General features: G+C 65.1%; 11 protein-coding genes. 4 read left to right on the forward strand and 7 right to left on the reverse strand.

Annotation, left to right across the window (positions count from 1 at the left end):
* Positions 1-47: 47 nt before the first annotated feature.
* Entirely contained in the window at positions 48-953 is a 906-nt protein-coding gene (locus O3299_RS23705; protein WP_305063320.1) for a sterol desaturase family protein, read from the forward strand.
* Here the strand turns inward: O3299_RS23705 and O3299_RS23710 are convergent.
* Positions 937-1656 carry an AraC family transcriptional regulator gene (locus O3299_RS23710; protein WP_305053912.1) on the reverse strand — a complete coding sequence of 240 codons (720 nt, stop codon included), beginning with the start codon at positions 1654-1656 and terminating at the stop codon, positions 937-939. The genes O3299_RS23705 and O3299_RS23710 overlap by 17 nt on opposite strands.
* Positions 1657-1881: 225 nt before the next feature.
* Here O3299_RS23710 and O3299_RS23715 point away from each other — a divergent pair, with 225 nt between their 5' ends.
* Positions 1882-4926: a CHASE domain-containing protein gene (locus O3299_RS23715; protein WP_305063321.1), complete on the forward strand. Its 3045-nt coding sequence runs from the start codon at positions 1882-1884 to the stop codon at positions 4924-4926.
* On the opposite strand, the gene O3299_RS23720 is transcribed toward O3299_RS23715, so the two are convergent.
* Positions 4927-5307 (reverse strand): hypothetical protein, encoded by a 381-nt coding sequence (locus O3299_RS23720; RefSeq protein ID WP_305053914.1) that lies wholly within the window; start codon positions 5305-5307, stop codon positions 4927-4929.
* A 269-nt stretch (positions 5308-5576) separates the two neighbouring features.
* Here O3299_RS23720 and O3299_RS23725 point away from each other — a divergent pair, with 269 nt between their 5' ends.
* Entirely contained in the window at positions 5577-5756 is a 180-nt protein-coding gene (locus O3299_RS23725; protein ID WP_077399114.1) for a hypothetical protein, read from the forward strand.
* A gap of 80 nt (positions 5757-5836) precedes the next feature.
* On the opposite strand, the gene O3299_RS23730 is transcribed toward O3299_RS23725, so the two are convergent.
* Entirely contained in the window at positions 5837-6475 is a 639-nt protein-coding gene (locus O3299_RS23730; protein ID WP_305053915.1) for a PEP-CTERM sorting domain-containing protein, read from the reverse strand.
* A 364-nt stretch (positions 6476-6839) separates the two neighbouring features.
* Here O3299_RS23730 and O3299_RS23735 point away from each other — a divergent pair, with 364 nt between their 5' ends.
* A complete protein-coding gene (locus O3299_RS23735) occupies positions 6840-7352 on the forward strand; it encodes a hypothetical protein (RefSeq protein ID WP_152252198.1) in 513 nt (170 codons plus the stop codon).
* 133 nt (positions 7353-7485) lie between these two features.
* On the opposite strand, the gene O3299_RS23740 is transcribed toward O3299_RS23735, so the two are convergent.
* From O3299_RS23740 to czcI, 4 genes are all read right to left on the reverse strand, one after another.
* Positions 7486-10656, reverse strand: coding sequence for an efflux RND transporter permease subunit (locus O3299_RS23740; RefSeq protein WP_305053916.1), 3171 nt, complete (start codon positions 10654-10656; stop codon positions 7486-7488).
* Positions 10657-10681: 25 nt separating this feature from the next.
* On the reverse strand, positions 10682-11887 hold the full coding sequence (locus tag O3299_RS23745; RefSeq protein ID WP_305053917.1) for an efflux RND transporter periplasmic adaptor subunit: 1206 nt from the start codon (positions 11885-11887) through the stop codon (positions 10682-10684).
* Positions 11888-11899: 12 nt separating this feature from the next.
* Positions 11900-13138, reverse strand: a complete 1239-nt coding sequence (locus tag O3299_RS23750; protein WP_305063322.1) for a TolC family protein — start codon at positions 13136-13138, stop codon at positions 11900-11902.
* Between the two features lie 107 nt (positions 13139-13245).
* A complete protein-coding gene (gene czcI / locus O3299_RS23755) occupies positions 13246-13614 on the reverse strand; it encodes a cation efflux protein, CzcI family (RefSeq protein ID WP_305063323.1) in 369 nt (122 codons plus the stop codon).
* Positions 13615-13640 lie beyond the last annotated feature (26 nt).

The raw sequence follows: 13640 nt of genomic DNA on the forward strand, positions 1-13640 counted from the left end.
CGGGGGACAAGGCCATGCTGTGGTTTTTGCCACAGGAGCGTCTTGCCATGAAATCCCTCTTTGCCGCGCTGTACGGCCCCGTGTTCTGGGCCGGCTTCATCGGCGCCGCCACCGTGCTGGTGGCGCTGTGCCAACTCCCCCTCCGGGTCTTGCCGCCGCTGTTGCTGCTGGCCCTGCTCACATCCTTCCTGGCCGAGCGTTACCTGCCGTATGACGGCGCGTGGAACCACGAGCATGGCGACGGCTGGCGCGACATTGCGCACGCGTTCGTCAATGAAGCGCTGTACCTGCTGGGCCTGGCCATCTTCCCCTTGCTGGCCGGGCACCTGGCGCTGGGGCCGTTCTGGCCCGGCCAGTTGCCGTTCTGGGCGCAGCTGCTGCTGGCCATCCTCATCGCGGACTGCGGCATCACGCTCGTGCATTACCTGAGCCACCGCTACTATTTTCTGTGGAAACTGCATGCCGTGCACCACAGCGTGACGCGCCTGTACGGTTTTAACGGCTGGATGAAACACCCGCTGCACCTGCTGCTGGAAGCGGCGGGCGGCATGCTGCCTTTGTTGCTGCTGGGCATACCGGAGCGTGTCATGGGCGTGCTGGCGTTTGCCGTGGCGATCCAGCTGCTGCTGCAGCACGCGAATGTCGACATGCGCATGGGGCCATTGCGTCACGTGTTTGCCTGGGCGCCATTGCACCGTTTTCACCACATGAAATACGGTACGGCCGGCGACGTGAATTTCGGCCTGTTCTTTACCTGCTGGGACCGCTTGCTGGGCACGCGTTTCGACGCGCCCGGCTACCGCATGCGGGGCGAGGACCTGGGCATCGGCAGCCGTCCCGATTACCCGGCCGCGTACGGGGCGCAGCTGCTGGAACCGTTTCGCGCGGAAGAGGGCGTGCGCGCGCCCGCATTGCCGGCGGACTTGCGTAAAGCCATCAATCGAGCAGCTTGACGTTGAGCTGGCGCAAGCTGCGGTCGGCGCGCACGCCGAACAGGCTGCGCATGGTGCGCGAAAAATGCGCGGCATCGGCAAAACCGGCGCCGTGGGCCGCTTCCGTCAGGGTGCTGCCGAGCACAATGAAACGGATGGCCAGGCGCAGGCGGCGCCACAGCACCAGCCGCCGCACGGGCAAGCCCAGCTGGGCGCTGAACAGGCGTTCCAGCTGGCTCAGAGACAAATGCGCCGCCTCGGCCACGGCGGCCGCGCTGACCTTGCCTGACAACAACGTGTCGACCTTGTCCAGCGCGCGCCGCAAGCGGGGATCGGGCAAGTGTTCGCGCGGCTGCGCCTGCAGCGCGGCGGCCAGACTGTCCAGGCTGGGCATGCCTGCGCTGCTGGCCGCTGCCAGCAGGGCCGGGCCGCCCAGGCGCTGCGGCTCCGCATAGATGGTCAGCATGGGCGCCGGGGCGGCCAGGATGGCGTGCGGACGCAGGCTATCGACCAGCAAGTGCCGCGCCGTGTGGACGATGCCGTCGAGCTCGGCCGTGAAAGGCGCCCCGGTGCTCAGCATCAACTGGTGCGCATAATGGGCGTGGCTGGCCGTGGCGCCCGCCGCGCCATGCAAGATGGCGAAGTCCGGCGCCAGCCAGAGTGTTCCCTGCCAGCTATCCTGTTGCAAACGCGACTCCCAGGTGATGGATTGCGGGGCGATCATATCAGCGAGTGGTGGATTGTTTTCACGGCATCGAATTTTCCTGGAGTACACATCATTGCATTGGCGAAATATGTGATTTTTTTAATACAATGTTCAGCATTGCAAGGCCGCCCGCTGTAACGTACTATCATTCTCATCGACTACCGATGGTAGTCCTGCAGCCCGCCGCCAGCCACGTCGCTGGCCGTGAAGCGGTTTGATATCCGTTCTGCTTGTCATCCTGTCATGCCTACACGCGCGTCTACGTCGTGGTTTGCTGGGCCAGTGTCGCACTGGGTGGGACCGCGCGTGCTGGCCGCCCTGGTGCTGGCGCTGTGCCTGGGATTGACGTATGGCGCCTGGCGCAATGCCCACGATGCCAGCGAACAGCAGGTGCGGGCCGATTTCGATTTCCGCGTGCACGAACTGGTCAACAACATCGCCGGCCGCATGCAGACCTATATCCAGGTGCTGCACGGGGTGCAGGGACTGTATGCCAGTTCGCAGGAAGTCACGCGCCGCGAGTTCCACGCCTACCTGGCGGTGCAGCAGGTGGACCGCCACTTTCCCGGCATCCATGGCATCGGTTACCTGCCGCTGTTGTCCGGCGGCGCCCTGGCGCGGCACGAGGCCGGCGTGCGCGCGGAAGGCTATCCCGGCTATGCCGTGCGTCCGCACGGCCAGCGCGCCTGGCATGCGCCGATCACCTATCTGGAACCCTTGAGCGAGAGCAACCTGCTGGCCTTCGGCTACGACATCGGCTCCGAACCCGTGCGCCGCGCCGCGCTCGAACAGGCGCGCGACACGGGGCAAGCCGCCATGACGGGCAAGATCCACCTGGTACAGGATGGCGGCAGCGCCCAGTCGCATGGTTTTCTCATCGTGCTGCCCGTGTATGAGAATAGCTTGCTGCATGGCAGCGTGGAGCAGCGGCGCGCCGCCTTGCGCGCCTGGGTATTTGCGCCATTTCGCATGGGCGACCTGATGGCCGGCGTGGGCGGCGAGAGCGCGCGCCAGCTGGACCTGGAAATCTATGATGGCGCGCAACTGGCCGAGGCGGCCCTGATGTATGACAGCTTGCCGGGCGCCTTGTCGTCTGCCGCGTCGGACAGCCTGGTGGCGCAGGAAGCGATCACCATCGCCGGCCATGCCTGGACCTTGCGCGTGCGCGCCATGCCCGGTTTCGATGGCGAACTGCTGGCGCGGCCCCGGCTGGTGGCCTTGACCGGCTTGCTGGCCAGCATCGTGCTGGCGCTGACCGCCTGGCTGCTGGCGGTGGGCCGCGCCCGCGCTCAGGCGGCGCTGGCGCGTTCGAGCGAACTGACGGGCCAGCTGGAGCAGGGGCAGGCGAGCGTGCTGGCGATGGCCGAGGCGGCGCAGCGCAGCCAGGCCATGCTGCGCAGCATCCTCGATTCGACCATCGACGGTATTCTGGTCGACAACATCGATGGCCGCATCTTCACGTCGAACCGGCGCTTCCGCGACCTGTGGCAAGTGCCCGATGCGCTCGACTGGCAAGCCGACGGCGCGGCGCTGGTGCGCCACGTGGAAAGCCAGCTGGAGCAGGCGGCGCCTTTCCTCGGAGCACGCGTTCACGCGCCGCACGGCCACCGCGAGCGGCGCGACGTGCTGCACCTGCGCGATGGGCGGGTGGTCGAGCAATATGTGCGCAGCATGCAACTGGGCAATGAACAGGCGCGCTTGTGGACGTTTCGCGATATCAGCGAGCGCAGCCAGATGGAACGGCGCGAGCATACGCGGCGGCAAGTGCTGGAAATGCTGGCCACGGGCGCGCCGCTGGAACGGGTGCTGGAAAGCGTGGTGCTGAGCGTGCAAGCGGACCATCCTGCCATGCTGTGCAGCATCTTACTGCTTGATGAAAGCCGCCACCGCCTGGTGCTGGGCGCGGCGCCGGGCTTGCCCGCGTTCTTCAACCTGGCCAGCCATGGCCATGACCTCGACACCCTGCAGGGCGTGCATGGCATCGCCGCGCAAGCCTTGCGCGATGACCTGCGCGTGATCGTGGGCGACTTGCACGCCGTTGCCGATGCGCAAGAGACGATGGAACTGGCGTGGCGGGCCCAGCTGCAATCGTGCTGGGCCGAACCCGTGCGTGGCGGCTCGGGCAAGCTGCTCGGTGTGCTGATGGCGTATCACCGCCAGCCCACCTTGCCGGGCGCGGCGCACCTGGCGCGGCTGAGCGAGGCGGCGCACCTGGCCGGCATGGCCATTGAGCAGGCGCAAGTGGCGCTGGCCCTGCGCGCCGGCGAAGCGCGTTTCCGCAGCCTGTACGACCATGCGCCCGTGGCCCTGTGGGAACAGGACTGGTCGGCCGTGCGCGCCGCGCTCGATGTTCTCGAGGAAGCGGGCGTGCGCGACCTGGGCGCCCATTTCCAGGCCCATCCGGACGCGCTGCAGCGGCTGGCGGGGCTGGTGCGCATCATCGATGCGAACGGCGCCGCGCTGGCGCAGGTGCGCGCCAACGAGGACGACCAGCGCCGCGGCGCGCTGGGCCTGGCGCAGAATTTCGACGACAGCGCCTTGCCGCGCTTTGGCGATGCGCTGCTGGCGCTGGCTGGCGGCGCCCACCTGTACGAGTGCGAGAGCAGCTTCGTGCGTCTCGATGGTGCGGCGCGGCAAAATGAATTGAGCTTGCTGGTGATGCCGGGCCATGCGGACAGCCTCGATTTCGTCATGGTGTCTTCGCTCGATATCACCGAGCGCAAGCGCATGAACGCGGAACTGCTGCAACTGGCCACCACGGATTTTTTGACCGGCTTGCCGAACCGGCGCCACTTCATGGCGGCGCTGGAAAACGAGCATGCGCGGCTGCAGCGCGAGCTAGCCAGCTGCGCCAGCGTGCTGATGCTCGACATCGATCACTTCAAGCGCGTCAACGACGAGTATGGCCACGCGGTGGGCGATGCCGTGCTGCGCCACTTGGGCGCGCTGATGTGCCAGGCGCTGCGCAAGGTCGACGTGCCGGGCCGCGTGGGCGGCGAAGAATTCGCCATCTTGCTGCCTGGCACGGATCTGAGCGCCGCCGCCGTGTTCGCCGAACGGTTGCGCCGGCGCGTGGCGGAAAGTTCGCTGACCATCGATGGCGGCATTGTGATCACCATCACGGTGAGCATCGGCATGGCCGCCATGGCCGGTACCGATGCCGATTGCGACGCCGTGCTGGCGCGCGCAGACGAGGCGCTGTACCGGGCCAAGCGGGGCGGGCGCAACCGCATCGAACAGAACGACGGTGGCGGCGACGGCGTGCTCAGCAAGTTCATGGCGCAGTGATTACAGGCTGTGCTGACGCGCTTGCGCCTGCTTGCGGTTGCGGCTGACGATCAGCCAGACGATGGCGACGGGAATCAGCAGCGGCAGCAGCACGGGCGTGCTCAAGGCCAGCGCCAGCACCACGCAGAGCGCCACCACCGCGATCAGCACCACGCCCACGCCGGCCAGGACCACTCCCGTGATGACGGCGGCGCACACCACCGCGGTGGCGGCGATCAGCAAGCCGCCGCCGGCAAACACCAGGCCGAACAGCCACTCCAGGGGACCGTCGACATCGTCGCCGTTGAACTGCATGTGCATGTCGCTGCCACTGCCGCTGATCTTGTCGAGGAACAGGCAGGCGAGCATGACGATGAGGACGAAGGTGAGCAATTTTTTCATGATAAGTCTCGGTGTGTGGGTGATGGGGTGTTGCATGCTCACACTGTAGGGATGCGCCCGGCTTGCCGCCAGCGGCGTGCGACAGGCTGTCATTTTCACGGTATGGAAGGCGCTGGGGGGCAGAAAAACACTGATCTGGAACAAGATTTCTTTTCTTGTAATGCGCGCAAGCCGTCCTATACTGAATACCTCAGTCTCGCAAGGAGGGCAACATGCTTTTGTTTGCAGATACCGGGGATCAATCGCTATCCCCCCCTGATCATCGCACCATGCGCCAGCGTAGCGCCACGCAGTCCTGCGCCGAGCCCGTCGGCGCGCCATCGGCGATACCGCCGATCATCATCAATCCCTTCAATTACCATGCGCCGCTGCCGGCCATCGACCCGCGCTGGGTACCGCCCGGTCCGCCGCTGACCTGGCCCAACCGGCCTGCCATGTCCATGTGCTGATGCCTGGTCGTCGAAAGAAACGAGCAGCCTGGTAATGACAAAAGCCCGCAGCGCGGGCTTTTGCTGGTGCATGCCTGGAATCAGGATTGTTTGCGGCGCAGCATGAAGCCCAGCAAGCCCAGGCCGGCCAGCAGCATGGCATAGGTTTCCGGTTCGGGGACGGCGCAGATGAAGGCGTGGTTGTCGCTTTCAAAGGCATCCTGGCCTGTCGAGTGGAAGGCGACCGAGGTAAATTTTGCCCCTTCGCCCGCCCACGCGTTCACATACAGGCCGACCGATTGATCGCCATTGGAGCTGACACTGCCCAAGGTGGCGATTTGCGATCCCGTCAAGGTGACCGTGCTTTGATCACCCATGGTGAAGACGACGCTGTTATACGCATCTGGCGAGCCCATGTAGAAACCAAAATAGCTCAGCCCGCCACCGAAGGTAGCGACGCCAGGGGTGATCTGGCCATTCGTCACGCCGACGGAATAGAAGGCCGTCAGATCGTTCGGTGGCTGCGCGGCGTAGCTCGGGTGATCGCTGGTAAAGACGTTACCCGTGTAATTGCCGGGTAGCAGGCCATCATTGAAATCGATGGTGGTGGCGCCCGCGACCGACGTGACCAGCCCCTCGCCTGCCAGTACCGTACCGCCGGTAGTGAAGGTGGGAATTGCGCTGGCACTGCCTGCGGCGACGGCGAGCGTGGCGCAGGCCAGAGTAGACAAGATTTTCATGTTGAATCCCTCGAATGTATAGGTGTGCACAACTATTTTTATCAGGAACGACGAAAGTGCCTGGCGTGGCGAGGCAGTGCGGCGTGCGAGGACGAGGGACGTCGCATGAGACAGGAGTTTCTTAAGGCCAAGCATTACTACATGCAACATTTAAATATAAAAAACACAATTCAGATTGCAAAATAATAATAGGTTTACTTGAGAAATATCAAAGCGTGATTGCTAGAGTAAATCCACTACATTGATAACTTGTCTTCTTGCCGGAATCGACTATGGCGGGCCGCGCCTTACCTTGCGGCAAGGCGGCACGGGTGGGCGTTTTCGACTATCATGCTAGCCCCGACCTTCCATCACGAGCACCGCCATGAGTACCGATTTCCCTGATTTTTCCGACGAAGCAGCCGAGCAGGACAATGACGCCCCGATCCAGGAGCCGCGCCTGTGGGTAGGCAATGGCTGGACGGCGCGCGTGATCAAGAACGAGGAAGATGAAGGCTGGGCCGTGGCCATGATCAAGGATGGCGAACCGGAGCCAGCGCTGGTGGGCCCATGGACCATGGGCCGCGACAAGAAAAACCCGAAGCCGCTCGACGTCAACGCGTTCAACACGCTGGTCAAGACGGCCTCGGAAGTGCTGCGCCGCCACGAGCAGCAGCTGCATGCGCAATTGCACAAGAACCTGTTCGTCGCCACCGACGAGGGGCAGATCAAGGTGATGTTCGACATCGTGCCCGACGAAGACCACCCGTATGCGGAACTGAGCGCCTACGACGCCGACGGCGAGCAGATCGCCAAGGTGCGCACCTCGGCCGCCTTCAAGTTCAACGCCACGTCGGCGGCGAACTGGATCGAAGGCGGCTACCGCCGCCCAGGCTAGCAAAATCTACTGCGCGGCACGCTTTGCGGCCTCCGATGCTCGCTGTACTTAAGTACAGCTGCGCTTCTCAGCCACAAGGGGGCGCCGAGCCTCGAAGCCGCTCGCTACGATTTTGCTACGCCTGGTTCCAGGACTACACCGCCGCGCCTTCGGGCGCGGTGTGCATTTCCACCTCGTCTTCCTTGCGGTACGCCAGCCGGTACAGTAGCGGCAGCACCAGCAGGGTCAAGGCCGTCGACGACAGGATGCCGCCGATCACCACGGTGGCCAGCGGACGCTGCACTTCAGCGCCCGTGCCCGTGGCGATGGCCATCGGCACGAAGCCCAGCGAGGCCACCAGCGCCGTCATCAAGACGGGCCGCAGGCGCGTGATGGCCCCTACGCGTATCGCCTCCTGCAAGGGCATGCCCTGTTCGCGCAGCTGGCGGATGTAGGCGATCATCACCAGGCCGTTCAGCACGGCCACGCCGGACAGGGCGATGAAACCCACGGCCGCCGAGATCGACATGGGAATGTCGCGCAGCCACAGGGCGACGATGCCGCCCGTCAAGGCGAACGGGATGCCGCTGAACACGAGCAAGCCATCCTTCACGTTGCCGAACATGGCGAACAGCAAGACGAAGACGAGGGCCAACGCCACCGGCACCACCAGCTCCAGGCGCTTCGTGGCCGACTGCAATTGCTCGAACTGGCCGCCCCAGCTGGTCCAGTAGCCGGCGGGAATGGCCACCTGCGCTTGCAGCTGCTGCGTGGCGTCGGCCACGAACGAACCGATGTCGCGGCCGCGCACGTTGGCGCTGATGACGATGCGGCGCTTGCCGTCTTCGCGGCTGATCTGGTTCGGCCCAGGCGCCACTTGCAGGCTGGCCACTTCACCGAGCGGGATGAAGCGCGCGCGGCCTTCCGCCGCCGCGCCCAGGGGCAGGGCGATGGGCAAGCGTTTCAGTTGCTCCAGGTCGCTGCGCAGGCTGTCGGGCAGGCGTACGACGATGTCGAAGCGGCGGTCGCCCTGGAACAACGTGCCCGCTTCCTGCCCGCCGATGGCCGTGGCAATCGCCGACTGCACGTCGGCAATGTTGAGGCCGTAGCGGGCCGTCTGCTCGCGGTCGATCTGCACCGTCAGCATGGGCAGCCCCGTCGTCTGCTCGACCTTCACTTCCGTGGCGCCCGCAATCTTGCCCAGTACGCCAGCGATCTTCGCCGCCGTGCCGTCGAGGACAAGCATGTCGTCGCCGAACAGTTTCACGGCCACGTCGCTGCGCACGCCGGAAATCAGTTCATTGAAGCGCAGCTGGATCGGTTGCGAAAACTCGTAGTTATTGCCGGGCAAGCTGCTGGCCGTCGCTTCGATTTCCGCCAGCAATTGCTCGCGCGATTTCTTCGGCTCCGGCCATTCCTTGCGGGGCTTGAGCATGATGTAGCCGTCGGAAATATTCGGCGGCATGGGGTCGGACGCGATCTCGGCCGTTCCCGTGCGGGCGAACACGCGCGCGATTTCCTTGTGGTTACTCATCAGCTTTTTTTCCAGCTGTTGCTGCATGGCCAGCGATTGCGTCAGGCTGGTGCCGGGGATGCGCAAGGCCTGGATGGCGATGTCGCCCTCGTTCAGGCTGGGCACGAATTCGCTGCCCATGCGCGTGGCCAGCAGGCCCGACAGCACCACGGCCACCGCCGCGCCCGTCAGCACGACGGGCGTGTTGCGCATCACCTTGTCCAGCAGCGGCGCATACCAGCGCTTGGCGGCGCGCATGATGGCGTTTTCCTTCTCCGCCACCTTGTCGCCGATAAACAGCGCCACGGCGGCCGGGATGAAGGTGATCGACAGCAGCATGGCGCCCAGCAGGGCGATGACGACCGTCAGGGCCATCGGCGTAAACATGCGGCCTTCCACGCCCGTCAGCGCGAAGATGGGCAGGTACACGACCATGATGATCAGCTGACCATACAGCAAGGGCCGGCGCGCCTCTTGCGATGCCGCAAACACTTCGTGAAAACGTTCTTGCAAGGTCAACGGTCGTCCCAGTTTTTGCTGCGCATGGGCCAGGCGGCGCACGCAGTTTTCCACGATCACCACGGCGCCATCGATGATGATGCCGAAGTCCAGCGCCCCCAGGCTCATCAGGTTGGCGCTCACGTGGTATTGCACCATGCCCGTAAACGTGAACAGCATGGCCAGCGGAATCACCATGGCTGTGATGACGGCCGCGCGGATATTGCCGAGGAACAGGAACAAAATCGCGATCACCAGCACGGCGCCTTCCAGCAGGTTTTTCTTCACCGTATTGATGGCCTTGTCGACGAGCACCGTGCGGTCATACACGGTGACGGCGTGCACGCCTTTCGGCAGGCTGCGGTTGATCTCCACCATCTTCTTGTCGACGGCTTGCGAGACGGCGCGGCTGTTCTGGCCGATCAGCATGAACACCGTGCCCAGCACCACTTCACGGCCGTTTTCCGTGGCCGCGCCCGTGCGCAGCTCGCGCCCCAGCACCACGTCGGCCACGTCGCGGATGCGGATGGCCACGCCCTGCACATTGGCGACGACGATGTTGCCGAGGTCGTCCTTGGACGCCACCTGGCCCGGCGCGCGTATCAGCAGTTGCTCGCCCTGCCGTTCGATGTAGCCGGCGCCCACGTTGCTGTTGTTGCGCTCGAGCGCCGTCACCACGTCTTGCAGGCTGATGCCGTAGGCGGCCAGTTTTTCCGGGTAGGGCGCCACCTGGTATTGCTTGGCGTAGCCGCCGATGGCATTGATTTCCGTGACACCCGTGACATTGCGCAACTGCGGCTTGATGATCCAGTCCTGGATTTCGCGCAAGTCCGTCGGCGTGTACGGCGTGCCGTCGGGCTTTTTCGCGCCGTCCTGCGTTTCCACCGTCCACAGGTAGATTTCGCCGAGGCCCGTGGAAACGGGGCCCATCTTCGGTGTGATGCCTGCTGGCAAGCTTTCCTTGGCTTCCTGCAAGCGCTCGTTGATCATCTGGCGCGCAAAATAGATGTCCGTGCCATCCTTGAAGATCACGGTCACTTGCGACAGGCCGTAGCGCGACAGCGAGCGCGTCTGCTCCAGGTTGGGCAAGCCGGCCATGGCCGTCTCGATGGGGAAGGTGACGCGCTGCTCGGTTTCCAGCGGCGAATAGCCGGCGGACTGGGTATTGATTTGCACCTGGACATTGGTGATGTCGGGCACGGCGTCGATGGGCAGCTTTTGATAGCTGTAGATGCCCAGGCCAGCCATGGCGGCCACGGCCAGCATCACCAGCCAGCGCTGGTCGATGGCAAAGCGGATCAAGCGTTCAAACATGATGGTTTCCTTAGCCTTGACGTGATCAGTGTTCGTGACCGGCGGAGTCCTTGCCCAGCTCGGACTTCAGGACAAAACTGCCTTGCGCCGCGTACGGCGTGCCGGCGGCCAGGCCCTGCTTGATGTGCGTCAAGCTGCCATCGCTGCGGCCCAGCACCACGGGCGTGGCCTGGTAGCCATCTTTCACCTGCACGAAGACGACGGGCTTGTCTTCCACCGTCTGGATGGCCGTGCTCTGCACGGTGACGGGCGCGTCCGCTTCGCCGGACACGACTTCCACCGTGACGAACAGGCCCGGGCGCCACGCCATGTCCGGGTTCAGCAAGCTGAAGCGTGCCTTGGCCGTGCGCGTCTGTTCGCCCAGCAAGGCGCCCACGTAGGTGATCGTGCCTTGCGCGCTGGCATCAAACGCGGACGCTTTCACCTCTGCCTTGCCTCCCATGCGCACGGTGGCCAGGTCTTTCGCGGGCACGGCGATTTCCGCCCACACGGTCGACAGGTCGGAAATGACGAAGATGTTCGCGTCTTCCTTGACGGCTTCGCCCAGGGTGATGTGTTTTTCCAGCACCATGCCGTCGAACGGCGCGCGGATGTCGTAGCGGTTCAGCGGGCCCTTGCCGGTGGAGTTGGCACCCAGCGCGCTGAGCTTTTGCTGGGCGTTCTGCACGGCGATTTCCGCTTCGCGCCACGCTTGCTGCGCCTGCAGATAATCCTGTTCGGCCGAAATCTTCTCGCGCCACAGTTTTTCTTCGCGCTCATACGTGGAGCGGGCCAGCGACAGCCGCCGCTGCGCCGACAGCAGTGCGCTGCGCTGTTCCGACAGTTCCGTGCTGGCGATGACGGCCAGCACTTGCCCCTTCTTGACCAGCTGGCCCAGGTCGGCGTGCACGGCTTCCACCACGCCAGCCAGGCGCGGCACGACGTGGGCCGTGCGGTCTTCATTGAAGCGGATTTCACCGGGCAGGGCCACCGTCGTCTTGATGCGGCCGGGCGCGGCCGTGGCGATGACGACGCCGGCTGCCTTGCTTTGCGCAGCCGTCAATTCCAGCTTGCCTTCCACTTCTTCGTGGCCGTGTTCGTCTTTCTTTTCCACATGCGCCTCCGCCTTGGCGGCGGCGGGCGGCGGGGTCTTGGAATTGCCCGTGCCAAGGATGAGAACGGCCAGCACGATGCCGGCGGCGGCGATGGAAGCGATGGCGATCGCCTGCTTTTTGTTGCGTGTGATGTTCATGGAGGGTGTTCCTTACAGAGGAGCTGGTGTGCCCAGCAGGCGCTCGATGTCGGCGGCGGCGTGCTGCGCTTCCGTCAGCGCGCGCAGATATTGGTTTTTGGCTTGCAGCAAGGTGCGTTGGGCGTCGAGCACGTCGAGGAAGGCGAACTTGCCGAACTCGAATCCCTTGCTGGCCGCGTCGTAGGCGCTTTGCGCGCCAGGCAAGATGTCCTGGCGCAAGCTTTCCACGTCGAGCCGGGCCGTGGCCAGGCGTTCGCTGGCGGCGGCCACGGCCGTTTGCACGGCGATGCGGGCGGCAGCCAGCTCGTCGCTGGCCTTGTCGCTGCGGCGCAAGGCGTCGAGCTTGTTGCCCGCATTGCGGTCGAACAGAGGCAGCGGCAGGGCCAGGCCGATGATGGCCTGGTTGCGGCCCAGCTCTTCCGAGCGCTTCATGCCGATGCTGAGCGTGACGTCGGGCGTGGAACGCCGCTGTTCCACGTCCAGCATGGCTTGCCGCTGGGCCAGTGCGCTTTGCGCCTGGCGCACGGCAGGGGCCTGGGCCAGGCGCGCCGCCAGTTCGCTGGCCGGGGGCAGCTCCGGCAAGGTTTCCAGGCGTCCCTCTGCCAGCGTGAAGCGGGGCGTGGCATTGCCCCACAGGGCGGCCAGGCGCTGGCGGGCGCTGGCCAGGGTGCTGCGCGCCAGGTTCAGTTCCAGCCGCACGCTCGCTTCGGCCACCCTGGCGCGGGTTTCCTCGACAGGAGACGCCTTGCCGGCCGTCACCCTGCGCGCCGTGATGTCGCTGGCGCGCGCGGCCAGCGCCTGCGCGCTGTCGGCCAGGCGCAAGCCTTCCTGCGCGGCCAGCACGTCGACAAAGGCGGACGTGACGGCGGCGCGCGTGTCCGCCTGTTGCAGGGACAGGCCCGCCTGCGCCAGGTCTGCGCCGCGCCGGGCGACGGCGGCGCGCGCACCGCGCTTGCCGCCCAGCTCAATGAGCTGGTTGAGCTGCACGGTGGTGCTGCGCGTGGCGCGCCGCGTGTCTTCCAGCACGGTTTGCAATTCCGGGTTGGGCAAGGCGCGTGCCTGCTGCAGGGCGCCGCCCTGGGCCGCCAGTTCATGGCGGGCGGCCGACAGGGTGGCGTTGCCGCCCTCCGCCAGGGCCAGCGCGGCAGGCAGGGTCAGGGGCGCGGCGGGTTCCACGCCAGATTGCGCATGGGCAAAGTTGCCGGCCAGCAGGCCAGCAGAGAGTAGCAATAGATACATGGATCGGTGCATCGAATTCTCCAAGGTATGGAAAAAGAATTCGACGGGACGCGCAGGCCTGCGCCCGGATTATTTCAGGGCGCGCATTGCGTTATGACAAAAGGGGACGTCCCGTCGGCCTAGGTGGCCGACGACCAGTCGGGGCGCTTGGGAGCGTCCGGGATGTGGGAAGCGTAAAAGAAGGGGGAAGTGTCCGCGTTCACGGAAGCCATGTCGCCGATGGGCAGGCTGGAGCCGGCCGGCAGCCATGCGTGGCCGATGCCGTGGCAGACGTTGCAGTCGCTGTGCGGCTGGCTTTTTTTCTGCTGGTCCGCCACTTTTTTATCGCCCGCGGGCTGCTTGTCCGCATCCGCCTTGTGCTGGTGGCTGTGGTGGCCCAGGTGCTGCGCCGCCTTGCCTTCCTCGTGCAGGCAATACGCGCTCGCCGCAGCCCAGGACATCTGGAGCGGAAGCACGAACAGCAGCAAAATGAGGAAGAATTTACGCATGGTGACGGCTATTGTACAGAAAGGCG

Origin of the sequence: Janthinobacterium sp. SUN176, from assembly GCF_030587335.1 — a bacterium.
GTDB lineage: Bacteria > Pseudomonadota > Gammaproteobacteria > Burkholderiales > Burkholderiaceae_D > Janthinobacterium > Janthinobacterium kumbetense.

What these genes read in the sequence shown, in the direction of transcription:
- O3299_RS23705 (WP_305063320.1), top strand. Translation starts at nt 48, where the DNA reads ATGAAATCCCTCTTTGCCGCGCTGTACGGCCCCGTGTTCTGGGCCGGC.
- O3299_RS23710 (WP_305053912.1), bottom strand. Translation starts at nt 1,656, where the DNA reads ATGATCGCCCCGCAATCCATCACCTGGGAGTCGCGTTTGCAACAGGAT.
- O3299_RS23715 (WP_305063321.1), top strand. Translation starts at nt 1,882, where the DNA reads ATGCCTACACGCGCGTCTACGTCGTGGTTTGCTGGGCCAGTGTCGCAC.
- O3299_RS23720 (WP_305053914.1), bottom strand. Translation starts at nt 5,307, where the DNA reads ATGAAAAAATTGCTCACCTTCGTCCTCATCGTCATGCTCGCCTGCCTG.
- O3299_RS23725 (WP_077399114.1), top strand. Translation starts at nt 5,577, where the DNA reads ATGCGCCAGCGTAGCGCCACGCAGTCCTGCGCCGAGCCCGTCGGCGCG.
- O3299_RS23730 (WP_305053915.1), bottom strand. Translation starts at nt 6,475, where the DNA reads ATGAAAATCTTGTCTACTCTGGCCTGCGCCACGCTCGCCGTCGCCGCA.
- O3299_RS23735 (WP_152252198.1), top strand. Translation starts at nt 6,840, where the DNA reads ATGAGTACCGATTTCCCTGATTTTTCCGACGAAGCAGCCGAGCAGGAC.
- O3299_RS23740 (WP_305053916.1), bottom strand. Translation starts at nt 10,656, where the DNA reads ATGTTTGAACGCTTGATCCGCTTTGCCATCGACCAGCGCTGGCTGGTG.
- O3299_RS23745 (WP_305053917.1), bottom strand. Translation starts at nt 11,887, where the DNA reads ATGAACATCACACGCAACAAAAAGCAGGCGATCGCCATCGCTTCCATC.
- O3299_RS23750 (WP_305063322.1), bottom strand. Translation starts at nt 13,138, where the DNA reads ATGCACCGATCCATGTATCTATTGCTACTCTCTGCTGGCCTGCTGGCC.
- czcI (WP_305063323.1), bottom strand. Translation starts at nt 13,614, where the DNA reads ATGCGTAAATTCTTCCTCATTTTGCTGCTGTTCGTGCTTCCGCTCCAG.